The organism is Pseudomonas sp. B21-028 (genome assembly GCF_024749045.1).
Lineage (GTDB): Bacteria > Pseudomonadota > Gammaproteobacteria > Pseudomonadales > Pseudomonadaceae > Aquipseudomonas.
In genome coordinates, this window is sequence record NZ_CP087184.1 from 1,547,043 (window position 1) to 1,571,674 (window position 24,632).

Annotated in this window: 21 protein-coding genes and 1 pseudogene; 10 read left to right on the forward strand and 12 right to left on the reverse strand. The window is 61.8% G+C overall.

Annotated elements, in window-relative coordinates; all coding sequences use genetic code 11:
* Positions 1-26 precede the first annotated feature (26 nt).
* Genes LOY35_RS07010 through pcaC form a run of 3 tightly spaced genes read left to right on the forward strand, consistent with a single transcriptional unit; the run spans position 27 to position 2,607 of the window.
* Positions 27-1,391 carry a 3-carboxy-cis,cis-muconate cycloisomerase gene (locus LOY35_RS07010; RefSeq protein ID WP_258631678.1) on the forward strand — a complete coding sequence of 455 codons (1,365 nt, stop codon included), beginning with the start codon at positions 27-29 and terminating at the stop codon, positions 1,389-1,391.
* Between the two features lie 12 nt (positions 1,392-1,403).
* On the forward strand, positions 1,404-2,204 hold the full coding sequence (gene pcaD, locus LOY35_RS07015; protein WP_258631680.1) for a 3-oxoadipate enol-lactonase: 801 nt from the start codon (positions 1,404-1,406) through the stop codon (positions 2,202-2,204).
* A gap of 10 nt (positions 2,205-2,214) precedes the next feature.
* Positions 2,215-2,607, forward strand: a complete 393-nt coding sequence (gene pcaC / locus LOY35_RS07020; protein ID WP_041021408.1) for a 4-carboxymuconolactone decarboxylase — start codon at positions 2,215-2,217, stop codon at positions 2,605-2,607.
* A gap of 202 nt (positions 2,608-2,809) precedes the next feature.
* Here pcaC and LOY35_RS07025 read toward each other — a convergent pair whose 3' ends face one another.
* Positions 2,810-4,063 (reverse strand): OprD family porin, encoded by a 1,254-nt coding sequence (locus LOY35_RS07025; RefSeq protein ID WP_258631681.1) that lies wholly within the window; start codon positions 4,061-4,063, stop codon positions 2,810-2,812.
* A 665-nt stretch (positions 4,064-4,728) separates the two neighbouring features.
* Here LOY35_RS07025 and LOY35_RS07030 point away from each other — a divergent pair.
* A complete protein-coding gene (locus tag LOY35_RS07030) occupies positions 4,729-5,082 on the forward strand; it encodes a DUF6124 family protein (protein ID WP_258631682.1) in 354 nt (117 codons plus the stop codon).
* A gap of 62 nt (positions 5,083-5,144) precedes the next feature.
* Here the strand turns inward: LOY35_RS07030 and LOY35_RS07035 are convergent, their stop codons facing one another.
* From LOY35_RS07035 to LOY35_RS07050, 4 genes and pseudogenes are all read right to left on the reverse strand, one after another.
* Entirely contained in the window at positions 5,145-5,288 is a 144-nt protein-coding gene (locus LOY35_RS07035; protein WP_258631684.1) for a hypothetical protein, read from the reverse strand.
* 282 nt (positions 5,289-5,570) lie between these two features.
* Positions 5,571-7,028 carry an AdeC/AdeK/OprM family multidrug efflux complex outer membrane factor gene (adeC, locus tag LOY35_RS07040; protein WP_258631685.1) on the reverse strand — a complete coding sequence of 486 codons (1,458 nt, stop codon included), beginning with the start codon at positions 7,026-7,028 and terminating at the stop codon, positions 5,571-5,573.
* Between the two features lie 119 nt (positions 7,029-7,147).
* Positions 7,148-10,179: pseudogene (gene emhB, locus LOY35_RS07045) on the reverse strand (efflux RND transporter permease subunit EmhB); the annotation flags it as partial.
* 3 nt (positions 10,180-10,182) lie between these two features.
* The gene (locus LOY35_RS07050; RefSeq protein ID WP_258631687.1) at positions 10,183-11,352 is read right to left on the reverse strand and encodes an efflux RND transporter periplasmic adaptor subunit; all 1,170 of its coding nucleotides are present in this window, start codon (positions 11,350-11,352) and stop codon (positions 10,183-10,185) included.
* A 245-nt stretch (positions 11,353-11,597) separates the two neighbouring features.
* Between LOY35_RS07050 and LOY35_RS07055 the strand changes: the two genes are divergently transcribed.
* On the forward strand, positions 11,598-12,230 hold the full coding sequence (locus LOY35_RS07055) for a TetR family transcriptional regulator (RefSeq protein WP_258631689.1): 633 nt from the start codon (positions 11,598-11,600) through the stop codon (positions 12,228-12,230).
* 137 nt (positions 12,231-12,367) lie between these two features.
* On the opposite strand, the gene LOY35_RS07060 is transcribed toward LOY35_RS07055, so the two are convergent.
* From LOY35_RS07060 to LOY35_RS07075, 4 genes are all read right to left on the reverse strand, one after another.
* Positions 12,368-12,922, reverse strand: a complete 555-nt coding sequence (locus tag LOY35_RS07060) for a hypothetical protein (RefSeq protein ID WP_258631691.1) — start codon at positions 12,920-12,922, stop codon at positions 12,368-12,370.
* A gap of 289 nt (positions 12,923-13,211) precedes the next feature.
* Positions 13,212-14,261, reverse strand: coding sequence for an alkene reductase (locus tag LOY35_RS07065; protein ID WP_258631694.1), 1,050 nt, complete (start codon positions 14,259-14,261; stop codon positions 13,212-13,214).
* 32 nt (positions 14,262-14,293) lie between these two features.
* Entirely contained in the window at positions 14,294-15,460 is a 1,167-nt protein-coding gene (locus LOY35_RS07070; protein ID WP_258631696.1) for an MFS transporter, read from the reverse strand.
* Between the two features lie 12 nt (positions 15,461-15,472).
* The gene (locus LOY35_RS07075) at positions 15,473-15,775 is read right to left on the reverse strand and encodes a helix-turn-helix transcriptional regulator (protein ID WP_003198672.1); all 303 of its coding nucleotides are present in this window, start codon (positions 15,773-15,775) and stop codon (positions 15,473-15,475) included.
* A gap of 165 nt (positions 15,776-15,940) precedes the next feature.
* On the opposite strand from LOY35_RS07075, the gene LOY35_RS07080 reads away from it, so the two are divergent.
* Complete coding sequence (locus LOY35_RS07080; RefSeq protein ID WP_258631698.1) at positions 15,941-16,534, forward strand: ACP phosphodiesterase; 594 nt, start codon at positions 15,941-15,943, stop codon at positions 16,532-16,534.
* Positions 16,535-16,621: 87 nt separating this feature from the next.
* On the opposite strand, the gene LOY35_RS07085 is transcribed toward LOY35_RS07080, so the two are convergent.
* Together LOY35_RS07085 and olsB are read right to left on the reverse strand one after the other, a co-directional pair.
* Positions 16,622-17,413, reverse strand: coding sequence for a lysophospholipid acyltransferase family protein (locus LOY35_RS07085; protein ID WP_258631699.1), 792 nt, complete (start codon positions 17,411-17,413; stop codon positions 16,622-16,624).
* On the reverse strand, positions 17,413-18,168 hold the full coding sequence (gene olsB / locus LOY35_RS07090; protein WP_258631700.1) for an L-ornithine N(alpha)-acyltransferase: 756 nt from the start codon (positions 18,166-18,168) through the stop codon (positions 17,413-17,415). Before olsB ends, LOY35_RS07085 begins: the two co-directional genes overlap by 1 nt.
* Positions 18,169-18,487: 319 nt before the next feature.
* Between olsB and LOY35_RS07095 the strand changes: the two genes are divergently transcribed.
* The 4 genes from LOY35_RS07095 (at position 18,488) to LOY35_RS07110 (ending at position 21,961) form a co-directional block, all read left to right on the forward strand.
* The gene (locus LOY35_RS07095; protein ID WP_258631701.1) at positions 18,488-19,582 is read left to right on the forward strand and encodes a serine hydrolase; all 1,095 of its coding nucleotides are present in this window, start codon (positions 18,488-18,490) and stop codon (positions 19,580-19,582) included.
* Positions 19,579-19,890: an amidase gene (locus tag LOY35_RS07100; RefSeq protein ID WP_258631703.1), complete on the forward strand. Its 312-nt coding sequence runs from the start codon at positions 19,579-19,581 to the stop codon at positions 19,888-19,890. The genes LOY35_RS07095 and LOY35_RS07100 overlap by 4 nt, the downstream gene beginning before the upstream one ends.
* 321 nt (positions 19,891-20,211) lie before the next feature.
* A complete protein-coding gene (locus tag LOY35_RS07105; RefSeq protein ID WP_258631705.1) occupies positions 20,212-20,802 on the forward strand; it encodes a YceI family protein in 591 nt (196 codons plus the stop codon).
* A gap of 1 nt (position 20,803) precedes the next feature.
* On the forward strand, positions 20,804-21,961 hold the full coding sequence (locus LOY35_RS07110) for a phosphatidylserine/phosphatidylglycerophosphate/cardiolipin synthase family protein (protein ID WP_258631707.1): 1,158 nt from the start codon (positions 20,804-20,806) through the stop codon (positions 21,959-21,961).
* A 132-nt stretch (positions 21,962-22,093) separates the two neighbouring features.
* On the opposite strand, the gene bglX is transcribed toward LOY35_RS07110, so the two are convergent.
* Complete coding sequence (gene bglX, locus LOY35_RS07115; protein ID WP_258631708.1) at positions 22,094-24,385, reverse strand: beta-glucosidase BglX; 2,292 nt, start codon at positions 24,383-24,385, stop codon at positions 22,094-22,096.
* Between the last annotated feature and the right edge of the window lie 247 nt (positions 24,386-24,632).

Sequence of the window (24,632 nt, forward strand, 5' to 3'; positions counted from 1 at the left end):
GAGGCCGGCGCACCCAAGGACTGTTTATGAGCGAACGACCGGGCAATCAGCTGTTCGATGCCTACTTCACCGCCCGCGACATGCGCGAGGTGTTCTGCGATGCGGGCCGGGTGCAGGCCATGCTCGACGTCGAGGCGGCACTGGCCCGGGCCGAGGCGCGGGTAGGGCTGATCCCCCAGGACGCGGTGGCTCCCATCGAGGCTGCCTGTCGCGCCCAGTTGTACGATTTTTCGGCATTGAGCGAGGCCATTGCCAATGCCGGTAATTCGGCGATTCCGCTGGTCAAGGCATTGGGCAAGCGCATTGCCAGCGAGAGCGTCGAGGCCGAGCGGTACGTGCACCTGGGCGCCACCAGCCAGGACGTGATGGACAGCGGCCTGGTCCTGCAACTGCGCCAGGCGCTGGCACTGATCGAGGATGAGCTGGCGCAACTGGCCGTTATCCTGGTCCGCCAAGCCGAGCGCTACACCGCCACGCCATTGGCCGGACGCACTTGGCTACAGCATGCGACACCGGTCACCCTGGGCATGAAAATCGCCGGGTGGCTGGGAGCGATCACCCGCAGCCGACAGCGTCTGTTGGAACTCAAGCCGCGCTTGTTGGTGCTGCAATTCGGAGGCGCTTCCGGAACGCTTGCCGCATTGGGCGAACAGGCGCTGCCTGTCGCTGAAGCCCTGGCCGCCGAGCTGCAACTGAGCTTGCCGGAACAACCCTGGCACACCCAGCGCGATCGGCTGGTGGAGTTCGGCTCGGTGCTGGGCCTGATTGCCGGCAGCCTGGGCAAACTCGGCCGCGACATCAGCCTGTTGATGCAGACCGAGGCCGGCGAAGCGTTCGAGCCGTCGGCACCGGGCAAGGGCGGTTCGTCGACCATGCCCCACAAGCGCAACCCGGTGGGCGCGGCGGTGCTGATCGGTGCGGCAACGCGAGTGCCCGGGTTGTTGTCGACGCTGTTCAGCGCGATGCCCCAGGAACATGAGCGCAGCCTGGGTCTCTGGCATGCCGAATGGGAAACCCTGCCGGAGATCTGCTGCCTGGTGTCCGGTGCCCTGCAACAGGCGCGGCTGTTGGCGGAGGGGCTGGAGGTGGACGCGGTGCGCATGGCCCGCAACCTCGACCTGACCCAGGGCCTGGTGCTGGCCGAAGCGGTGAGCATCGTCCTGGCCCAGCGTGTCGGTCGGGACACCGCGCACCACCTGCTGGAGCAGTGCTGCAAGCGTGCCGTGGCCGAACAGCGTCACCTGCGCGACGTATTGGGGGACGATTCCCAGGTTTGCGCACACTTGTCCGCGGCCGAACTCGATCATTTGCTCAACCCCGCCCATTACCTCGGCCAGGCCCAGACCTGGGTCGCCCGGGCAGTGGCCGAACACCTTGCCTTGAAGGCCTGAAAGGAGATTGTTGTGGGATTCGTCAAACTCGCCGACGGCGAACTGAACTATCGATTCGACGGGCCGCAAGACGCCCCGGTGTTGGTGCTCTCTAATTCGTTGGGGACCGACCTGCACATGTGGAACGAGCAGGTTGCAGCGTTCAGCGAGCATTTTCGCGTGCTGCGTTTCGACACCCGTGGTCACGGCCAGTCGCTGGTCACCGAAGGGCCTTACAGCATTGAGCAACTGGGCCGCGATGTGCTGTCGATGCTCGATGCGCTGGGTATCGACAAGGTGCACTTCTGCGGGCTGTCCATGGGCGGTCTGATCGGCCAGTGGCTGGGCATCAACGCCGGCGAGCGGCTGCACAAGCTGGTGGTGTGCAACACCGCTGCCAAGATCGGTGATCCGTCGATGTGGAACCCGCGCATCGAAACCGTACTGCGTGACGGCAAGGCGGCCATGGTGGCGCTGCGGGATGCGTCGATTGCCCGTTGGTTCACCCCGGACTTCGCCCAGGCCAACCCGGACACGGCGAGGAAAATCACCGACATGCTCGCCGCCACCTCGCCCCAGGGCTACGCAGCCAACTGCGCCGCCGTGCGCGATGCCGACTTTCGCGATCAACTGTCCTCGATCCGTGTGCCGCTGCTGGTGGTGGCCGGTACCGAAGATGCCGTGACGCCGCCGTCGGGCGGGCATTTCATCCAAGAGCGGGTCAGTGGGGCGCAGTACGCCGAGTTCCACGCCGCGCACTTGTCCAACGTCCAGGCCGGCGCTGCGTTCAGCGAACGGGTGTTGGATTTCCTGCTTGATTCCAGCCGCGCCTGAGGAGCTTTTTGTGGACGAGAAACAGCGTTACGACGAAGGCATGCAGGTCCGCCGCGCGGTACTGGGCGATGCCCATGTGGATCGCAGCCTCAATGCTCTGACCGAGTTCAACAGTGAATTCCAGGAGATGATCACCCGTCACGCCTGGGGCGACATCTGGACCCGCCCGGGCCTGCCGCGCCACACCCGCAGCCTGATCACCATCGCCATGCTGATCGGCATGAACCGCAACGAAGAACTCAAGCTGCACCTGCGCGCCGCGGCCAACAATGGTGTGAGCCGTGGCGAGATCAAAGAAGTGATCATGCAGAGCGCCATCTACTGCGGCATTCCTGCTGCCAACGCCACGTTCCACCTGGCCGAGTCGGTGTGGGACGAGTTGGGCGTCGAGTCCCGAGAGTAGGCTCACTGAATTCTGTGGGAGCGGGCTTGCTCGCGAATGCGGTGGGTCAACTTGAGTCTATGTTGGATCTGACGGCCCCTTCGCGAGCAAGCCCGCTCCCACAATGGTCCGGTGATGCCTGCCACCATCCCTGTGGGAGCGAGCCTGCTCGCGATGGCGGTGGGTCAGTCGCCACCTGAACGACAGACCCACCGCAGCCGCCTTACAACAAGCTCATCGGATAGCTGACAATCAACCGGTTCTCATCGAACTCATTGGTGCTGAAGTCCCGCCGCAACGTCGAGTTGCGCCACTTCACATTGAGATTCTTCAGCGCACCGCTCTGCACGGTGTACGCCAGTTCGCTTTCACGGCCCCATTCCTTGCCGTCGTCCACCGTGGCGGTGTGCACGTTGTCACCGCTGATGTAGCGGTTCATCAAGGTCAGGCCCGGCACGCCGACGGCGGCGAAGTTGAAGTCGTGGCGCACTTGCCAGGATTTTTCCTTGGCGTTGTCGTAGCTGGAGTTGTAGCTGTCGTTGGCCAGGGTGCCGCCGCTGGTGCCGTTGACGCGCATCCAGGCATCGTCGCCGCCGAGTTTCTGCAGGCCGACATAGAAGGTGTTGCCGCCGTACTTGGCCGAGAGCATGGCGAAGGCGGTCTTGTTGTCCAGGTCGCCGGCCAGGGCGCTGCCGTTTTCCTTGCCGATGAAGTAACCGAGGTTGGCGCCCAGGGTCCAGTCGCCGATGGGCTGGCTGTGGGTCAGGTTGAAATACTGCTGCTGGTAGATGTCGCTCAGTTCCGAATACCAGACGCCGACCTGGGTGCGTTTGTCGTTGAAGGCATATTCGCCGCCGCCGAAGTTGAAACGGTCGGAGGTGAAGGCCGGGCGGCCGTTCATGAACATGTCTTCCATGCTCGCATCGTTGCGCGGGCTGTTGCCGCGGAATTGGCCGCCGTAGAGGCTCAGGCCGCTGATCTCGGTGGAAGTGACCTGGCCACCGCGGAAGGTTTGCGGCAGGGAACGGCCATCGTCGGAACGCAGGATCGGCAACACCGGCATCCATTCGCCGACCTTCAATTCAGTCTTCGATACCTTGGCCTTGAGGGCCACCCCCAGGCGACCGAAGTCATCGGCCGGGCGACCATCATCGTGCACCGGGAGCAACTGGGTGCCGGCGGTGCCTTTGCCGCCATCGAGCTTGATCGAGTACAGGCCCAGCACGTCCATGCCGAAACCCACCGTGCCTTGGGTGAAACCGGACTTGGCATCGAGGATGAAGCTCTGGGTCCATTCCTCGGCCTTGCCCTGGGCCGCGCTCGGGTTGGTGAAGTTGCGGTTGAAGTAGAAGTTGCGCAGGTTGAGATTGACCTTCGCATCTTCGACAAACCCCGACTCTGCGGCCCGGACCGGCAGGGCGGAACCGGCCAGGGCAACGGCGATGAGGCTGGGGAACAAATGCTGAGTGGACTTCATGGGCGTGTCTCTATTTTTATGGACGAGAAGAACCGCTGCCGCAAACCTGGGTTGCAGACGAAACGGTAGAACCAACGGGTAAATGGCTGAGGATCAGCCGGGCGAGGCGGGGCGCGTGGTCATGGCGAGGAACCTGTCGTTCTTGTTGTGTGCGAGGGATGGTGAAGGGCAGGCCGGGATCGCTTCAATTGGCGATTATCGGTTTTGGGCGATTATCGAACGGCAAAAACACACCTCAGCCCCACACAAAGAACCTGTGGGAGCGAGCCTGCTCGCGATAGCGGCGTGTCAGACGACACAGCTGTGCCTGGTCCTCCGCTATCGCGAGCAGGCTCGCTCCCACAGGGTTCGTGGACGGTCTGACAGACGCGTCGATTTTTCCGACAAGCTTTTAAGGTTGCCGCTCGGAAGCCGTGCCTCTAGCCTTTTTATGTCGCTGCCCATTCAGCGACCGGGACTGCAAGCCCGCTGAATTTGTTAGGTGCCTAGCCGCGCCCCTATAATCCATGGCGTTTTCTGATGCCATCGTTTTATGGTGGCTGTGTGCGGGAGACCTTCGGGTCTGCCGAGGTTGCCTAACGACTCGGTCTTGCAGACCCGTACACAGCTGCCACCTATCATCTGCAAGTGATGCTGGCGGCTCTCATTTCGTTAGGAGCACTATCATGATCAAAGAAACACCCAATCCCCCTGCGCCCGGTTCCACCTTCCCCTACAACGACCCCGATCCAGACAAGCTCCAAGAGGCCGCAGACCGAGCACTCGATTTCCATCTCGGCACCCACCCTGATCCCAAGCCCAAAACCTCAACTCAAGTTTTCACCGTCATCGATACCCTCGACACCGAGTCTCTGCTGGCGAATCTCAGCGAAACCCTGGCTTCGGCCAATGCCATGGTCAGTGACCTGGCGTTCGATCTGGAAGGCTCGCGGCGGCATGTCGCATTGGGCGTGGCGCAGATGATTGAATTGAGTGAGCTACTGGCTAATCGTGCGTTGGATATCGTCGACCCGCGTTAGCCAAGTGGGGTTTATCCCCCAACTGGGCTGTAGGAGCAAAGCTTGCTCGCGATGCCAGTACTTCAGTTGATCACCGCGCTTTGGCTTTGGCTTTGGCTTTTGATCTTGATCTTGATCTTGAACGCCCCATTAACCACGCTGGCCGAACGCAGGCATTGCGCAGTGGGCATCCCGGCATGGATGCCGGGATAGCCGCGCTGGGCCATGGATGGCCCTTCGCGGCGGGCCCACGGAGCAATGCCGGAGTGAGGGAACACCTCGCCCAGGCGAGGTGCCGAGTGGTGGGGCCAGCGTTCTTTGCTTACTTTCTTTGGCGTTTGAAAGAAAGTAAGTCGCCGTCAGGGCGAAACCCTAAGCAGCCGTTACCGCAGCAATGGATATGTACTCAGTAAACAAAACCCCGGCCGCCTGCTCCCACACAACCCCGTAGAAATCCAAACAAAAAGCCCACCTTTCGGTGGGCTTCGTGTTCAACGTTCAAGCATCGATCAGAACAACTTCATCTTCGGCGCTTCTTCCTTCACCGGCTCGTTCTTGCCGGTCTCGGCATTCCAGCCGCCACCCAGTGCCTTGTACAGATTGACCTCGCTGTTCAATTGCGCAAGGCGATCGGTGATCAGCGATTGTTGGGCGCTGAACAACTGACGTTGGGCGTCGAGGAAGGTCAGGTTGCTGTCGACACCAATGCGATAGCGACGCTCGGCCAGGCGGTAGTAGTCCCGGTTGGCGGCGACAAAGTCGGTCTGGGCCTGCAACTGTTCGTTGTAGGTCTGGCGCGCCGCCAGGCCGTCGGACACTTCCTGGAATGCCGTCTGAATCGACTTCTCGTACTGAGCGACGTTGATGTCTTTCTGGATCTTGGCGTAGTCCAGGCTCGCCCGCAGGCTGCCGGCGTTGAAGATCGGCAGGTTGATCTGCGGGGCGAAGGTCCAGGTACCCGAGCCGCCCTTGAACAGGCCGGACAGGTCCGGGCTCAGCGTGCCGGCGTTGGCCGTCAGGCTGATGCTCGGGAAGAACGCGGCCCGCGCGGCGCCGATGTTGGCGTTGGCGGCAAGCAGGTTGTGTTCGGCCTGGAGAATGTCCGGACGACGTTGCAGCAAGTCCGACGGTAACCCGGCCGGCACTTCGCTGAGCAGGTCGTCGCTCAGCGGTTGCGAGTTCAGGTTGGCCGGCAGGCCGGTGCCGAGCAGCAGGGTCAGGTTGTTTTCGTCCTGGGCCACCTGGCGGGTGTAGCGGGCCAGTTGCACGCGGGCGTTTTCCACCGCCGTGCGCGCCTGGCTCAGGTCAAGCGCCGAGGCAACGCCGACATCGGCGCTGCGGGTGGTCAGCTTGAGGCTCTGCTCGTAGGTTCCCAGGGTCTCCTGGGTCAGCTTGAGCAGTTCCTTGTCGGCCTGCCAGGTCAGGTAGGCGTTGGCGACGCTGGCCACCAGGCTGATCTGGGTGCTGCGACGGGCTTCCTCGGTGGCGAAGTAGCTCTGCAGCGCTTGCTCGCTCAGGCTGCGAACCCGACCGAACAGGTCCAGTTCATAAGCGCTGATGCCCAGGGTGGCCGAGTAGGAGCTGCTGATGGCCGCTTCACCGGTTTGCGAGGCCCGCGCCGGTATCCGCTGGCGGCTGCCGGAACCCGTGGCCGAGACCGCCGGGAACAGATCCGCGCGCTGGATGTTGTACTGCGCGGCGTAGGCATCGATGTTCAGCGCCGCGACGCGCAGGTCGCGGTTGTTTTCCAGGGCGACCTGGATCAGCTGCTGCAGGGCCGGGTCATGGAAGAACTGCTTCCAACCCTGTTCCGCGGCTGCCTGGCCGGCCGCCTTGGCCGGCTCGTAGGCCGGGCCTTGCGGGTATTGCGCCGCGACCGGTGCTTCGGGCCGCTGATAGTCGGGGATCAGCGAGCAGCCGCTGAGCACGACGGCGGCGATGGTCAGAGAGAGTAACGACTTGCTCATTGCCCAGCCTCTTTAATAGTTTCAGGGGTGTCGTCCTGCTTGCGACGACCTATCGACGACACGGCCACGAAGAACAGCGGCACCCAGAAGATCGCCAGGACGGTGGCGGTGATCATCCCGCCGATGACCACGGTACCGATGGCATGTTGGCTGCCTGAACCTGCACCCGTGGAGATCGCCAGCGGCACGACGCCCAGGATAAACGCGAGCGAGGTCATGATGATCGGCCGCAATCGCATCCGGCAAGCCTCGATGGCCGCCTCCTGCAAGCTCTTGCCATGCTCGTGCAGTTCCTTGGCGAACTCGACGATCAGAATGGCGTTTTTCGCGACCAGGCCGATGGTGGTCAACAAGCCCACCAGAAAGTACACGTCATTGGAAAGACCGCGCAAGCTGGTTGCCATCAACGCACCGATGATCCCCAGCGGCACCACGAGCACGATCGCAATCGGGATCGACCAGCTCTCATACAGCGCCGCCAGGCAGAGGAACACCATCAGGATCGACAGGGCGAACAGCGCCGGCATCTGGGAGCCTGCCAGCCGTTCTTCATACGACAGGCCGGTCCAGGAAATACCGACACCGGCCGGCAGCTTCTTGGCGATGGCTTCGACTTCGGCCATGGCTTCACCGGTGGAGTAACCCGGCGCCGGAACGCCCAGGACTTCCATCGCTTCCACACCGTTGTAACGGGACAGCTTCGGCGAGCCATAGACCCATTCGCCCTTGGCGAACGCGGTGAACGGCACCATGGTTCCCGCGCTGTTGCGCACGTACCATTTCTGCAGGTCTTCGGGGCTCATGCGAGCGCCTGCCTGTCCTTGGACATACACTTTCTTCACCCGACCACGGTCGATGAAGTCGTTGACGTAGCTGCTGCCCAGGGCGATCGACAGGGTGTTGTTGATATCCGAAATGGTCACGCCCAGTGCGCTGGCCTTCTCGTCATCGATTTCCAGTTGGTATTGCGGCTCGTCGTTCAGGCCGTTCGGACGTACCTGGGCCAGTACCTTGCTTTGGGAGGCCATGCCCAGGAACTGGTTACGCGCTTCCATCAACTTCTGATGGCCGACGCCGGCACGATCCTGCAGGAACACGTCGAAGCCTGTGGCGTTACCCAGCTCCAACACCGCCGGAGGGGCAAAAGCGAACACCATGGCGTCGCGGAAGGTGAAGAAATGCTGCTGGGCGCGGGCGGAGATCTTGAACACACTGTTATCGGCGTTACGCTCTTCCCACGGCTTGAGCATGATGAACGCCATGCCCGAGCTCTGGCCACGGCCGGCGAAGTTGAAGCCGGTCACGGTGAACACCGAGGCCACGCCATCGCCTTCACCGCCATCCTTGCCTGGGCGCAGCAGGTACTCACGCATCTTGTCCACCACCACTTGGGTGCGCTGGGCGCTGGACCCGGCCGGGGTCTGGACCTGGGCAAACAGCACCCCCTGGTCTTCCTCGGGAGGAACGAGGCCGGAATACGCATGAACAGCCAGATCATACCGACGACGATAATCAGGTAGACCAGCAGGTACGGCGCTTTATGGCGCAGGATATTGCCGACACCCCGCTCGTAGCTTTGCACGCTGCGGTCGAAGTTACGGTTGAACCAGCCGAAGAACCCACGCTTCGCCACGCCGTGGTCACCCTTGGCAATGGGTTTGAGCATGGTCGCGCAGAGTGCCGGGGTGAAGATCAGCGCCACCAATACCGACAGGGCCATGGCCGAGACGATGGTGATGGAGAACTGTTTATAGATCACACCGGTGGAGCCGCCGAAGAAGGCCATCGGCAGCAGTACCGCCGAAAGCACCAGGGCAATACCCACCAGGGCGCCCTGGATCTGGCCCATGGACTTCTTCGTCGCCTCCTTGGGCGACAGGCCTTCTTCACCCATCACCCGTTCGACGTTTTCCACCACGACGATGGCGTCGTCCACCAGCAAGCCGATGGCGAGCACCATGCCGAACATGGTCAGGGTGTTGATGCTGAAGCCGAATGCCGCGAGGATCCCGAACGTACCCAGCAGTACAACCGGCACGGTCATCGTGGTGATGATGGTGGCGCGGAAGTTCTGCAGGAACAGGAACATCACCAGGAACACCAGGGCGACGGCTTCCACCAGGGTTTCCACCACGCCCTTGATCGACTCGCTCACCACTGGCGTGGTGTCGTAGGGGAACACCACTTCCATGCCTTGCGGGAAGAACGGCTTGAGGTCGTTGATGGTCTTGCGCAGCGCCTTCGCCGTATCGAGGGCGTTGGCCCCGTTGGCCAGTTTTACGGCCAGGCCCGAGGCCGGGGCGCCGTTGAACTGCGCGCTGATGCTGTAGTTCTCGCCACCCAGGCCGACGTCGGCGACGTCGCCGACACGCACTTGCGAGCCATCCGGGTTGACCTTGAGCAGAATCGCCTTGAACTGCTCGGCGGTCTGCAGGCGGGTCTTGCCGATGATGGTGGCGTTCAGTTGCTGGCCGGGCAGGGCAGGCAGGCCGCCGAGCTGGCCGGAGGACACCTGGACGTTCTGCGCGGCGATGGCGTTTTTGACGTCCACCGGGGTCAGGGCATAGTTGTTCAGCTTGGCCGGGTCGAGCCAGATCCGCATCGCGTACTGGGCGCCGAAGACCTGGAAGTCACCGACACCGGCGGTGCGCGAAATCGGGTCCTGCATGTTGGACACGATGTAGTTGGACAGGTCGTCCTTGGTCATGCTGCCGTCGCGCGACACAACGCCGATCACCATCAGGAAGTTTTTCACTGACTTGGTCACGCGGATACCCTGCTGCTGCACTTCTTGCGGCAGCAACGGAGTGGCCAGGTTCAGCTTGTTCTGGACCTGGACCTGCGCGGTATCGGAGTTGGTGCCCTGCTCGAAGGTCGCGGTGATGGTCATGCTGCCGTCGGAGTTACTTTCCGAGGACACATAACGCAGGTTGTCGATACCGTTGAGCTGCTGCTCGATCACCTGGACCACGGTGTCCTGCACGGTTTGCGCGGACGCACCCGGATAGGTGACCTGGATCGCGATGGCCGGCGGCGCGATGCTCGGGTACTGGTTGATCGGTAACTTGAGGATCGATAAGGCCCCGACCAACATGATCACCAGGGCGATCACCCAGGCGAAAATCGGACGGTCGATAAAGAATTTCGACATGGTTTACTCCCCTTTGCCGCCGGCTGCTTTGTCAGCTGCCTGAGCGGGGGCCGGGTTCTTGGTGGCTGCGTTGGTGCCCACGTTGCTGGCTTCGGTGGCCTTGACTTCAACCCCTGGCCGTATGTATTGCAGGCCTTCGGTGATCAAGCGGTCGCCGGCCTTGAGCCCGTCTTCGATCAGCCATTGGCTGCCGACGGTGCGGCTGGCCTTGAGCTGACGCAGTTCGACTTTGTTGTCCGGGCCTACCACCAATGCGGTCGGCATGCCCTTGAGGTCGCGGGTCACGCCCTGCTGTGGCGCGAGAATCGCCGCGCTGTTCACACCGGCCTGCAATTGCGCATGGACGAACATGCCCGGCAGCAGGGTGTGGTCAGGGTTGGGGAACACGGCCCGCAAGGTGACGGAGCCCGTGGTCTGGTCGACCGATACTTCGGAAAACTCCAGCTTGCCATCGTGGGCATACTGGCTGCCATCTTCCAGGGTCAGCTTGACCATGGCGGCGTTGTCGCCAGCCTTCTGCAACCGGCCGCTTTCCAGCTCACGGCGTAATTGCAGCAGCTCGACCGAACTCTGGGTCACGTCGACATAAATCGGGTCCAACTGCTGGATAGTCGCCAGGGCGTCGGCCTGACCGTTGCTGACCAGGGCGCCCTCGGTGACCGAAGAACGACCGATCCGACCGGAAATCGGTGCATAGACCTTGGTGTAGCGCACATTGATCTGGGCGGTTTGCAGGTTGGCTTCCGACTCGAGGCGATTGGCCATGGCGGTGTCGTATTCCTGGCGGCTGACGGCCTGTTCATCCACCAACTGCTTGTAGCGATCGGCGATGGATTTGGTCGACCGCAGGTTCGCCTCGGCGCTCTTGAGGGTCGCTTCGTACACGGCCGGGTCGATCTGATACAGCTGCTGACCGGCCTTGACGTCGGCGCCTTCCTTGAACAGACGCTTGAGGATGATGCCGTTGACCTGCGGACGGACTTCCGCGACGCGGAACGCGCTGGTACGGCCGGGCAACTCGGACGTCAAGGTGAAAGGCTGGGTTTTGAGGGTTACGACGCCGACCTGAGGGGGTGGTGCGGCGGGGGCCGCCTCTTCCTTTTTGCATCCGCTGAGCAGTGATGCCAGGGCGATGGCGGTAACCAGAGCGGTAACAGCTGGCTTGAATTGCATGGAAATCCTCGGGTCAGGCGCGCAACAGGCGCACTCGAAAGGTGGAAGGTTAAAAAGGCAGCATTTTTCAATTAGTAGGTTGCTAAGAAATATACTTACGTACACGGTTGTTTGTAAACAGCCAAATTGCGTACCATCCGTATTTACAAAAGCCTGACAAAGGCCCTGTTGACCGGAGGTCCGTCCTATGAGAGAGGGCGCCCTTTACGCATTGCTGATAGATCCTGATCGAGGTGTTCACTGCCATGGTTCGTCGTACCAAAGAGGAAGCCCTGGAGACTCGCAGCCAGATACTCGAAGCGGCCGAAAAAGCCTTTTTCGAGCGTGGCGTGGCGCGCACGACGCTGGCCGACATTGCGACCCTGGCCGGTGTGACACGCGGGGCTATCTACTGGCATTTCAGCAATAAGGCGGATCTGCTCCAGGCCATGCTCGACACCTTGCACGAGCCGCTCGATGAGTTGGCCCGCGCCAGTGAAAACGAAGAGGAGCTGGACCCGTTGGGATGCGTCCAGAAGCTGCTGGTGCAGTTGTTCCAGCAGGTGGCCCTGGACCCGAAAACCCGACGCATCAATGAGATTCTTTTCCATAAGTGCGAGTTCACCGATGAGATGTGCGATTTGCGCCAGCAGCGGCGCCAAGTCAGTCTCGACTGCAATGTGCGTATCGCGCTGTCGTTGCGCAATGCGATGAAGCGTGGACAGTTGCCGGGTGATCTGGACCCGGAAAGGGCGGCGGTTGCCCTTCATGCCTATATCGACGGCATCCTCTACCAGTGGTTGCTGGTTCCCAACAGCTTCGCCCTGGCTGGTGAGGCCGAGCGCTGGGTGGACATTGGGCTGGATATGCTGCGCCTGAGCCCAAGCCTGCGCAAATGAAACAAAATGCGTAATTGCGTCGATATGTGTCAATAGCTGATGACGGATACCCGCCAGACTTCGAGCCTGACGGGGTACTTTATAAATGAACCGCTGCCACGTTGACAACGCGTGAGTCGCTGTCGTGGGTCCACGGCCTATTCGACAATCAGGCGCACAGTGTAGTTGAAGGGCGGCTCAAGCATCTTTTGCGAGATTTCAGTCCTGCAAGTGTATTTGCCATCTCCGGTGTAGGTCGATCGGCTGTTCCAGTCCGGCTTGTAGCGGGGCTCCAGGGCGCCAAAGACGATTGGGGCCTGGAATCGGGTTTGTATCTGGCATTCGAAGTCGTAATTGCTCAGGGCATAAGAGAGAACGAGTTCAATCGGTTTGACTTTCTTCAGTGTGGGCTGCCAGCCCGCGGTGGGATAGGTGTAATTCCTTTGATGGATGAAGTGGATATTGCGAATGGACTTGGGCGACACGTCATAAGCGTTCGAGGAAAAGTCTGCAGGCTGTGGCGGGTCGGTCAGCAGGTTGGTCATGGTCAACGTACCGTTGGTGTTGTTTTTGATCTCCACGGAGATGCCGGTGTTGGCCATGCTGTTGGCAACCATTGCGGGCCCCAGTGCCAGGGCAAGGATGAAACTTTTCAGAATGTTCATGGTGATGGGTTTCTCATAAAAGCAAGGCTCGCTGAAGCCTGCATACATTGATTGATAGGTTGCTGTGTTTGATTGGGTGTTGTTTTGCTGAGCGCTACTTGTCCGCGTTTTTAAAAATATCGGAAATAGAAGATATAAGCGTCATTCCTTTGAGTGGGTGGTGTTGTGTGCGGAGTTATTATTAGCGTTGTCCGATATGTGAATCCATAGTGGATAAGTGTGGTCTTGTTATCCGATGTTTCGACTGTTGATAATTGATGTGGACTTAAAGTTTGCAGGCATAAAAAAGCCCCGGCTCTTTCGAGTCGGGGCTTTTCAGTAACAGCCGCTTTTGAACTTACATCATTGGGTAATCGATATAACCCACCGGACCTTTTCCATAGAATGTTTCCGGGTGTGGTTCATTCAGCGGCGCATCGGCCTTCAAGCGTGCCGGCAAGTCCGGATTGGCAATGAAAGGCACACCGAAGGCCACGGCATCGGCCTTGCCTTCGGCCAGCCAGGCATTGGCGCGGTCCTTGGTGAAGCGCTCGTTGGCAATGTACGGGCCGCCGAAGGCTTGCTTGAGTTGTGGGCCGATGCTGTCGTCGCCTTCCTTCTCGCGGGAGCAGATGAAGGCGATGCCACGCTTGCCCAGCTCGCGGGCCACGTAGCTGAAGGTTTCCAGGCGGTTCTCGTCGCCCATGTCATGGGAGTCGGCACGTGGTGCCAGGTGTACGCCAACCCGGCCGGCGCCCCAGACTTCAATGGCGGCGTCGGTCACTTCCAGCAACAGGCGAGCGCGGTTTTCCAGGGAACCGCCGTAGCTGTCGGTGCGTTGGTTGGTGCTGCTTTGCAGGAACTGGTCGAGCAGATAGCCGTTGGCGCCGTGGATTTCCACGCCGTCGAAACCGGCGGCCTTGGCGTTCTCGGCGCCTACGCGGTAGGCGTCGACGATGTCGGCGATTTCAGCGGTTTCCAGGGCCCGTGGTGTCGGGTAGTCGGCCAATGGGCGCACCAGGCTCACGTGGCCTTTAGGCTGGATGGCGCTGGGTGCCACTGGGGTTTCGCCATTCAGGTACGACGGGTGGGAGATCCGGCCCACGTGCCACAGTTGCAGGAAGATCTTGCCGCCGGCGCCGTGGATCGCCTTGGTCACGTTGGACCAGCCGCGCACCTGATCGTTGGACCAGATGCCCGGGGTGTCCGGGTAACCCACGCCCATTGGCGTGACGGAGGTGGCTTCGCTGAGGATCAGGCCGGCGGAGGCGCGTTGCACGTAGTACTCGGCCATCAACGCGTTGGGCACGCGACCCGCGTCGGCGCGGCAGCGGGTCAGTGGCGCCATGATGATGCGGTTCTTCAGCTCGATGTCGCCGAGTTTGATCGGGTCGAAAATAGTCGTCATGAATTAAAAACCTCGAAAGTGGAAAGTAAAAGTCAACGAGTTGCCGGAGCCAGGTCGGGGTTGGCGCCCTGGCGGAAAGTCATCAGGGTGATCAGCAGCGCCAGTACCGCCAGTGCGCCGGCGGCCAGGGGGACGCTGGTCAGGCCCAGGCCCTGGTCGATGACGCTGCCGCCGACCCAGGCGCCCAAGGCGTTGCCGATGTTGAAAGCGCCGATGTTCAGGGTGGACACCAGGTTCGGTGCCTCTTTGCCGAAGGTCACCACGTTGACTTGCAGGGCCGGCACGGCGGCGAAGCAGGCGGTGGCCCAGAGGAACAGGGTGATTTCGGTCGGGATCAGCGCCACGCTGGTCCAGCTCAACACGGTGGAGACCACGGCCATGGTGATGAACACACCGATCAGCGTGTTCGCCAGGCTCTTGTCCGCCAGCTTGCCGCCAATGATGTTGCCCAGGGTCAGGCCCAGGCCGATCAGCACCAGGGTCCAGGTCACGCCACGGGGCGAGACGCCGGTGACTTCACCCAGCAACGGGGCGACGTAGGTGAACAAGGTGAACACCGAGGCGGAAAACAGCGCCGTCATGCCCAGGGACAGCCACAGGCCCGTTCCCTTGAGCGCCACCAGTTCCGAGCGCATGTCGAGCTTTTCTTCATCGCGCTTGGCCGGCAGGAAGCGGATCAGACCGATCAGCGCCACCACGCCGATGACGGTCACGGCCCAGAAGGTCGAACGCCAGCCGGCTTCCTGGCCCAGTGCCGTACCCAGCGGGACGCCGAGGACGTTGGCCAGGGTCAGGCCGGTGAACATCAGGGCCACGGCCGAGGCGCGTTTGTTGGGCGCCACCAGGCCGGCGGCCACCACCGAACCGATCCCGAAGAACGCGCCGTGGCACAAGGCGGTCACGACCCGGGCGAACATCAGCACGTTGTAGTCGCTGGCGATGGCGCACAGCAGGTTGCCGATGATGAAAATCCCCATCAACGCCACCAGGGCGGCCTTTCGCGGCAGCCGGGCGGTGGCCAGGGCCATGAAGGGAGCGCCGATGGCCACGCCCAGGGCGTAGCCGGTCACCAGCCAGCCGGCGCCGGGGATCGATACACCCAGGTCAGCCGCCACATCGGGCAACAGGCCCATGATGACGAACTCGGTGGTGCCGATGGCGAAGGCGCTGAGGGCCAGGATAAGGAGTGAGAGGGGCATGGCGAGTCCTTGTCAGAGCTCTTGGCTCATTTGCTTGAGGAACTGCTGGATCACTTCTTCGTTGCGTTTGAAGAAGTGCCATTGACCGACCTTCTGGCTGGTGATCAGCCCAGCCCGTTGCAACACCGCCAGATGGGCCGACACCGTGGACTGCGACAGGCCGCAACGCTGGTCGATCTGTCCGGCGCAGATGCCGAACTCGTGGTTGTGCAATTGTTCAGGAAACTGGACCTTGGGGTCTTTGAGCCAGTTGAGGATGTCTCGCCGTACCGGGTGCGCCAGTGCTTTTATTATTTCGTCGAGGTCAAGGGTCATGAGGGCAGTTCGCAGTGGGTTCAGGTGAGTAAAACGCTATATCGCGATGAGGCGAACCTTAAATCGTTATTTCGCGATATACCAATATGGATTCGATCTGAATACCGAACAAATCGCTATATCGGGTTATAACGATATGGGCGCGGTGATGCTAAGCTACGCGTCATGAACTACCTCGCGCACCTGCATCTTGGCGGCTCCGGCCGGGAACAACTGCTCGGCAGTCTCTATGGCGATTTCGTCAAGGGACCGCTGCAAGGCACCTACGACCCACGGATCGAAGCGGGCATTGCCCTGCATCGGCGCATTGACCAGTACACCGACCAGCACCCGTTGGTGGATGGCGCATTGTCGCGTTTTTCCACGGTGCGGCGGCGCTACGCCGGCATCGTGCTGGACGTGTTCTTCGACCATTGCCTGGCCCGGGATTGGGCGTTGTATGGCGATGGGGCACTGACGGAATTCACCTCCCGGGTGTACCGGGTGCTGGCCGACGAACCGCAACTGCCGGGACGCCTTGCGCAAATCGCGCCCTACATGGCCGCGGATGATTGGCTGGGGTCCTATCGGGAATTCGAAGTGCTCGGGCAGGTGCTGCGGGGCATTTCCCGACGCCTGTCCCGGCCGGAGGAACTGGCTGGCGCGATGGAGGAGTTGATCCGGCTCTATGAACCGTTGAGCGAGGATTTCCGCTTGTTCTATCCGCAGCTTCAGACGTTTGCGGCGAGCCACCTGTGGGAGCGAGCCTGCTCGCGATAGCGGTCTGACATTCAATGGAGATGCTGACTGTTACACCGCTATCGCGAGCAGGCTCGCTCCCACAGGGGATTGCGCAAGGATTTCGGCTCAAGCCGCAATGGCCGGGCGCATCGGCGCCTGTTGCTTCTCGGGAATCACACCGAACAAGGCCTTGTGCACCGCCTGTTGCGCCTGGAAGGCCAGGGCGGCACGTTCCTGGCCATGACAGGCGATCGGTTGCAACAGGTGGATATGCACATCCCCCAGGTCGTTGCTGAACAAGCGCATCAGGTGCGACAGCAAGTCGTCATCGCCAATGAACGGCGCCAGCGAATCAGGTTCGCCGTTGCGCAAGTAACGGATCGCCACGGGCTGCAGCGCGACGTCGGCATCGATGGCCGCCGACAGCAGGCGACCGTGGAAGGTGCGCAACGAACGGCCATCGGTGGTGGTGCCTTCCGGGAACATCAGCAACGGATGAGCCTGTTCCAGATGGCGACTCATCTGCTTGCGGATCAACTGGCTGTCACCTGACCCGCGCCGGATAAACAGGCTGCCGGCCTTGGCTGCCAGCCAACCGGCCACCGGCCAGGTACGCACCTCGGCCTTGGACAGGAACGACAATGGCGTGAGCATGCCCAGCAGCGGAATATCGGTCCAGGACACATGATTGCTGACCCACAGCATCGGCCGTTGCGGCAACTGACCGTGGACCGTCACGGAAAAGGGCAGGGCATTGCTCAAGCGCGCCATGAAGAATCTCGACCAGCGTTGACGACGCATCATGGAGTTGGCGAGCCCCAGACGCTCGAACAGGCCGAACACGCCGGCCATCGTCAGGCCCAGCGCCACCACCAGCAGCACTCGCGCGATACGCGCGTACACCCGTAACCGGCTCATTACACCGCTGCCTTGAAGTGGCGGGCGTAGCGTGGGCAAAGGTCGTCGCGCTTGAGCAGGATAAACACGTCGGCGACCTGGAAGTCTTCGTCCCAGCACGGCTCACCGCAGATCTTCGCGCCCAGGCGCATGTAGGCCTTGAGCAGCGGCGGCATCTCGGCGATGACATTGGACGGTACGTCGAGGGCCGGCAGCGGCTTTTTCGGCACGGCTTGCAAGTGGTCGGTGCACAGGTAACGCTCGCGCAGGCGCTGCATGATCGCCTGGGCCTGGATGCCGCCGTCCTGCATCGGAATGCTCGCGCACCCCATCAGGTAGCTGTAGGCGCCTTCGTTCAGGACTTCGGCCAGTTCGCCCCAGAGCACCGCGATGGTGCCGCCGTTGCGGTAGGCCGGATCGACGCAGGTGCGGCCGATTTCCAGGATCGGGCCCTTGAGGTGGATCAGGCCGTGGAGATTGAATTCTTCTTCGCTGTAGAAACGGCCCAGGCTGCTGGCGGCCTGGTGGTCGAGCAGGCGGGTGGTCGCCACGAGGCGCCCGGTGTTCAGGTCGCGTACACCGATGTGGGCGCAGTGAACATCATAGTCATCCATGTCCAGACCCATTTCCGCGCCCTTGAGCTTGGCGTTGAATTCGCCGCTGAAGACGTTGAAGCGCAGGGCTTGGGCTTCTTGCAAAGCCTGGGCGCCGATCAGGCGTTCGGCTTGCAGGCGGCGTTCATTGCCGGTGTCGCTGATGCGGGCGATCTGAGTCATAGCGAATCTCCGTGCGGGCTGTGCACCCGTCTTGGGGGTGAGCCAATCGACTTTCTTTATGCAGCCATGTTGTGCAAAGTCAGGCTATGTAGCCCCGGTGTCATCGCCATGAAGCTTTGGTGATGCTTATGTGACAGCCCTCAAGGAGGCGCCCTGTGGGAGCGAGCCTGCTCGCGATAGCGGTGGATCAGTTGCATCGATGTTGGCTGATACCCTGCTATCGCGAGCAGGCTCGCTCCCACAAGGGAATGGCGTAGATATCAGAACCGTCATCAACCCAGGCTAAGCTCGACAGGTTCAATCCTCCGAGCCCCACCGTATGCGCAAAGGCTGGTTCCTGATTCCGCTCCTGCTGTTCAACTTGGGCGCCCATGCCGAAGACTGGCCCGGCGAGCAATGGTCGACTGGCCAGAGGCCCACCGGGACGGCCATCGAAGCCCTCGAGCAGTACGCTTTTCCGCTGCGCGGCGACGACACCCGCCAAGGCATTCGCACCGACGCACTGCTGGTGATCCAGGATGGGCGTCTGGTCTATGAGCGCTACGCCGGCCCCACCACCGCAGACACCCCGCACCTGACCTGGTCCATCAGCAAAAGCCTGATGGCGACGGTGTTTGGCGTGGCGTACGGTGAACAGCGGTTTGCCCTGCAGGACCCGGTGGCCCGGTATTACGCCGCGTTGAGCCACTCGCCGGACCTGACCCTGGCCGATCTTTTCCACTGGGCTTCGGGCCTGGACTGGCAGGAAGACTACGAATACGCACCGCTCCATTCCTCGGTGGTGGCGATGCTCTATACCCGGGGGCGCCGCGACATGGCGGCGTTCACTGCGCAACACGAGCGCTACAGTCCGCCGGGGCAGTCGTTCCGTTATTCCAGCGGCGACAGCAACCTGCTGGCGGCAGCCTTGAAAAATATCGTCGGCCCGGCGCGATATCCCGACTATCCCTGGACGGCGTTGTTCGAGCCGCTGGGCATCCGCCATGCGGTTTGGGAAACCGATGCCAGCGGTACCTTTGTCGGTTCGTCCTACGCCTATCTCACCGCCCGCGACCTGGCCCGTGTCGGCTTGCTGATGCAGCGCGATGGCCGCTGGGGCGAGCGGCAACTGGTTCCCAAGGAGTGGGTGGCGTTCAATCGCGAACCCTTCGCCCGGTTCCAGGCCGGCCAGGACGAGGCGGTGCCCGGCGGACACTGGTGGCTCAACCGCGCCGCCGACCCCAGCCTCCACCCCTGGCCCGATGCTCCGCCGGACACCTACGCTGCGCTTGGGCATTGGGGGCAGGCGCTGTATGTGATTCCCAGCGCCAGGCTGGTGATCGTGCGTTACGGCGATGATCGCGACGGCAGCTATCGCCATAACGAATTGCTCAAGCGCGTCATGGCGGCGTTCGCCGGGGCGGTGCAGCCATGAAACGCAGGCCGTTGCTGACGCTGATGATGGCGCTGCTCATTACGCTGTTCGGTTGGCTCTGGATCGATCGGGTGGCGCTGCGGGCGTTCCCCGACATCATCAGCGCCTACACCGCCAAGGAGTATTGCTCGTGCCGCTACGTGATGCTGCAACCGGCCGACTACTGTCGTGGCTACGTGAAACAGTCGGTACCCATCAGCGACCTTCTCGAAACCCCTGAAGAGAAACGCGTGACGGTCTCCGGGCTGGGACGCAGCAACAGCGCGCGCTGGTTGGGGGCACGGCAGGGGTGTCGGTTGGAGCCGTGAGCCTGGAGCGACGCGAACCCAATATGGCAAGCGGATGGTTCTGTGACTGGGGATTCATCTGTGGCGAGGGGATTTATCCCCGCTGGGTTGCGAAGCGACCCCCTGCGTCCTACCTGATTCATTGCAGTGGTTGATAGATCCTGGGGTCGCTTCGCAACCCAACGGGGATAAATCCCCTCGCCACAGATAAATTCCCTAACCACAGGTAAATCTCCTCACCACAAGGAGTTTGCGGGCCGGGCGATTGGTTAAACAGACAGTTTGCAAGCGCCCTCGGCCCGGTTAAGGTTCGCCACAGGTTTATCTGCCCTCCGAGTGTGTATGTTCAAGCGGTTTCTTTCCCTCGCTGTCGCGACCTTGCTGCTGGCCGGCGCTGTGCTGCCCGCCCGGGCTGATTGGTACCTGGACGGTGAGTCGTCACGGTTGTCGTTCATCAGCAGCAAGAACGGCAACGTTTCCGAGGTCCAGCGCTTTCTGGTGCTGCATGGCCAGGTCCAGCCCAAGGGGTTGGCGCGGCTGGAAGTGGAACTGGAGTCGATCAACAGCGGCATTCCCCTGCGGGACGAGCGCATGCGCGCCGAACTGTTCGACATCAAGCAGTTCGGCGAAGCCACCGTCACTGCGCAGATCGATCTGTTGCCGATCCAGGACCTGGCCAACGGCGCACAACTGGAACTGCGCCTGCCGCTGACCGTGGATTTGCACGGCAAGCAACACGAATACAACGTCGAACTCCTGGCCACGCGCCTGGATGAACGCCGCTTCCAGGTAGTGACCCTGGAGCCGGTGGTGCTCAACGCGGCGGACTTCGATCTGGCACCGGGGCTGGAGACGTTGCGAAAAATGGCCGGGCTGTCGGCCATCAGCCTTTCGGTGCCGGTGAATGCGGTGCTGATCTTCACGGCGCGCTGACATGAGCGGCCCGGTCTTTCCCTGGCGTGAAGGCAATCGGTTCGAGCTGTTGATCGACGGTCCGCAGTTCTTTCCGCGCATGCTCGTGGAAATAGCCCGCGCCCAGGAGCAAGTCGAACTGGAGCTGTATCTGGTGGAGGCGGGCGCCTGCGCCGAAGCGATGGTCCAGGCCCTGGTCCAGGCTGCCGAGCGCGGTGTCCGGGTGCGTTGCCTGTTCGATGACTACGGCAGCCTGGCGTTTACCCTGAGCTTGCGTAACCGTCTGATCGAAGCCGGTGTGGAACTGCGTTTCTACAACCGCCTGAGCTGGCGCCGCTGGGTGCGTAATCTCTACCGCGACCACCGCAAGCTGCTGTTGGTGGACCAGCGTCTGGCGGTGGTCGGCGGTACCGGGGTGACCGATGAGTTCTGGAACCCCCTCGACGACCGCAGCGACTGGCACGAAGTCATGGTGGAAATCGTCGGCCCGATGGTACTGGACTGGCAACTGCTGTTCGATCGCCAGTGGCTCGCCAACCGTCATCGCCGGGCCTGGAAGCCCGCGTCCAACTTCGGTCTGCCGCGTCTGCCCCGGGTGCCTCCGGCGGGCGAGGGCATGGGCCGGGTGGCGTATGCGGACGCCCGCCAGCACCGCGATATCCTGCAATCGTTGTCCCGGGCCCTGAACAGCGGCCAGAAACGCATCTGGATGGCGACGCCGTATTTCCTGCCGACCTGGAACGTGCGTCGCTCCTTGCGCAAGGCCGCCGCCCGGGGCATCGACGTGCGTCTGTTGCTCACCGGCCCGCGCACCGATCATCCGTCCGTGCGTTACGCCGGGCACCGCTACTACCCGCGCCTGCTCAAGGCCGGTGTGAAGATCTTCGAGTACCAGCCGTGTTTCCTGCACCTGAAGATGGTACTGGTGGACGATTGGGTCAGCATCGGTTCGTGCAATTTCGACCACTGGAACCTGCGCTTCAACCTGGAAGCGAACCTCGAAGCCCTGGATTCCAGGCTCAGCCGTGCAGTGGCGGCCAGTTTCGAGCAGGACTTCAGCCAAAGCCTGCAAGTCAGCCTCGACGCCTGGCAGCGCCGGCCGTTGTGGAAGCGTTTCAAGCAGCGGCTGTGGGGATTGGTGGATCGGGTGGTGGTGAATCTGCTGGATCGGCGAGGCTGACGATACACCGAGAATCCAAATGTGGGAGCGAGCCTGCTCGCGATAGCGGTATGTCAGCCGACTGAGTGGTTGACTGATTCACCGCTATCGCGAGCAGGCTCGCTCCCACAGGGGAGTCATGTCGCTCTGGCGTCAGAGCAACTCAAAACTCTGCTGCTTCACATCCTGGGAGTCCAGGCCGATCTGCACATTGAATTTGCCTGGCTCGGCAGCGTACTTGAGCTGGGCGTTGTAGAACTTCAGGTCGTCTTCGTTGATGGTGAAGTGAATGACCTTCTTCTCGCCGGCCTTGAGCATCACCTTCTGGAAGTTCTTCAGTTCCTTCACCGGGCGGATCATCGAGCCGGTCACGTCCTGGATGTACAGCTGCACCACGGTTTCGCCGTCACGCTTGCCGGTGTTCTCCACAGTCACGCTGGCGTCGAGCTTGCCGGTCTTGTTCAGCGTGGTGGAAGACAGGGCCATGTCCGACAGGCTGAACTCGGTGTAGCTCAGGCCGTAGCCGAACGGGTACAGCGGGCCGGTGGTGTCATCGAAGTACTGCGAGGTATAGTTGCCTGGCTTGCCCGGGGTGAACGGACGGCCAATGCTCAGGTGGTTGTAGTAGGTCGGAATCTGACCCACCGAGCGCGGGAAAGTGATCGGCAGTTTGCCAGACGGGTTGTAGTCGCCGAACAGCACGTCGGCGATGGCGTTGCCGCCTTCGGTACCGCTGAACCAGGTTTCCAGGATTGCATCGGCCTGCTGCTTTTCTTCCAGCAGCGACAGCGGACGGCCGTTCATCAGCACCAGCACCAGCGGCTTGCCGGTGGCCTTCAGGGCCTTGATCAGCTCGCGCTGGCTGGCGGGGATGTTCAGGTCGGTGCGGCTCGAAGACTCGTGGGACATGCCACGGGATTCACCCACGGCGGCCACCACCACATCGGCTTGCTTGGCGGCTTTCACCGCTTCGTCGATCAGTACCTGGGCCGGGCGCGGATCGTCCACCACTTCCGGGGCGTCGAAGTTGAGGAAGTTCAGGTAGTCGAGCACTTTCTTGTCGCTGGTGATGTTGGCGCCACGGGCATAGATGAACTTGGCGTCACCACCGAGGGCGCGGCTCATGCCGTCGAACAGGGTGACCGACTGCGCGGGGCGACCGGCGGCGGCCCAGCTGCCCATCATGTCGATCGGTGCCTTGGCCAGCGGGCCGACCAGGGCGATTTTCGCGTTCTTCTTCAGGGGCAGGGTCTGGTTGCGATTTTCCAGCAGAACCAGGCTGCGGCGTGCCACGTCGCGGGCATCGCTGCGGTGCAGTCGGCTTTCGGCGTAGGTGTCGGCCGGGTCATCCTCGGCCTTGCCGATGCGCAGGTACGGGTCCTTGAACAGGCCCATGTCGTACTTGGCGACGAGCACTTCACGCACGGCATTGTCGATGTCGCTCTGCTCGATCTCGCCGGACTTGAGCAGCCCCGGCAACTCCTTGCCATACAGCGAGTCGTTCATGCTCATGTCGATGCCGGCCTTGATCGCCAGCTTCGCCGCTTCGCGACCATCCCGGGCCACACCGTGCTTGATCAGTTCGAAGATGGCGCCGTGATCGCTGACGGCCAGGCCCTTGAAGCCCCATTCCTTGCGCAGCAGGCCGTTCATCAGCCAGGTGTTGGCCGTGGCCGGCACGCCGTTGATGGAGTTCAACGCTACCATCACCCCGCCGGCACCGGCGTCGATGGCGGCGCGGTAGGGCGGCAGGTAGTCCTGGTACATTTTCACCGGGCTCATGTCCACGGTGTTGTAGTCCCGGCCACCTTCAACGGCGCCGTACAGGGCGAAGTGCTTGACGCTGGCCATGATACTGTCGGCCGCGTTGGCGCCGTTGCCCTGGAACGCCTTGACCATCACCCCGGCAATACGCGACACCAGGTAGGTGTCTTCGCCAAAACCCTCGGAGGTCCGGCCCCAGCGTGGGTCGCGGGAAATGTCGACCATCGGCGCGAACGTGATGTCCAGGCTGTCGGCGGCGGCTTCCTGGGCGGCGATGCGGCCGGAGTGATAGATGGCGTCCATGTCCCAGCTCGAAGCCAGGGCCAGGGGAATCGGGAAAATGGTGCGGTGGCCGTGGATCACGTCATAGGCGAAGAACATCGGGATCTTCAGCCGGCTGCGCATGGCCGCGTCCTGCATCGGACGGTTTTCATCACGGGTGATGGAGTTGAACGTGCCGCCGATGTTGCCGGCGGCGATTTCCTTGCGGATCATCTCCCGGGGCATTTCCGGGCCGATGCTGATCAGGCGCAACTGGCCGATCTTTTCATCGAGGGTCATCTGTTTCATCAGGTTGCTGATGAACGCGTCCTTGTTCTCTATGGGGGCTGGCAGGTTGTCGGCTAATACGGATTGACTGGCCAGACTGACAAACAGGCCCAGCAAACACAGCTTCTTCATGAATAGTTTTCTCGCAGGCCCAAAGGCGGTAATCAGGACACGCCGTCAGCCGAAATGTGAGGAGTGGCTATTGTTGTTCGGTCAAATGCAGCACACTTTCGAACCCATGGGGCTGAACTTAGTTTCGCACTGCGCATCTTTTAGCCCATCGATCCGTTTCAATCCAGTGCGGCGGCAGATTATGCCCCAGACACCGGTGGGATAGGTGGCCGTGTTTTCCAATATAAAGGCAAGGGAGAGCTTCACC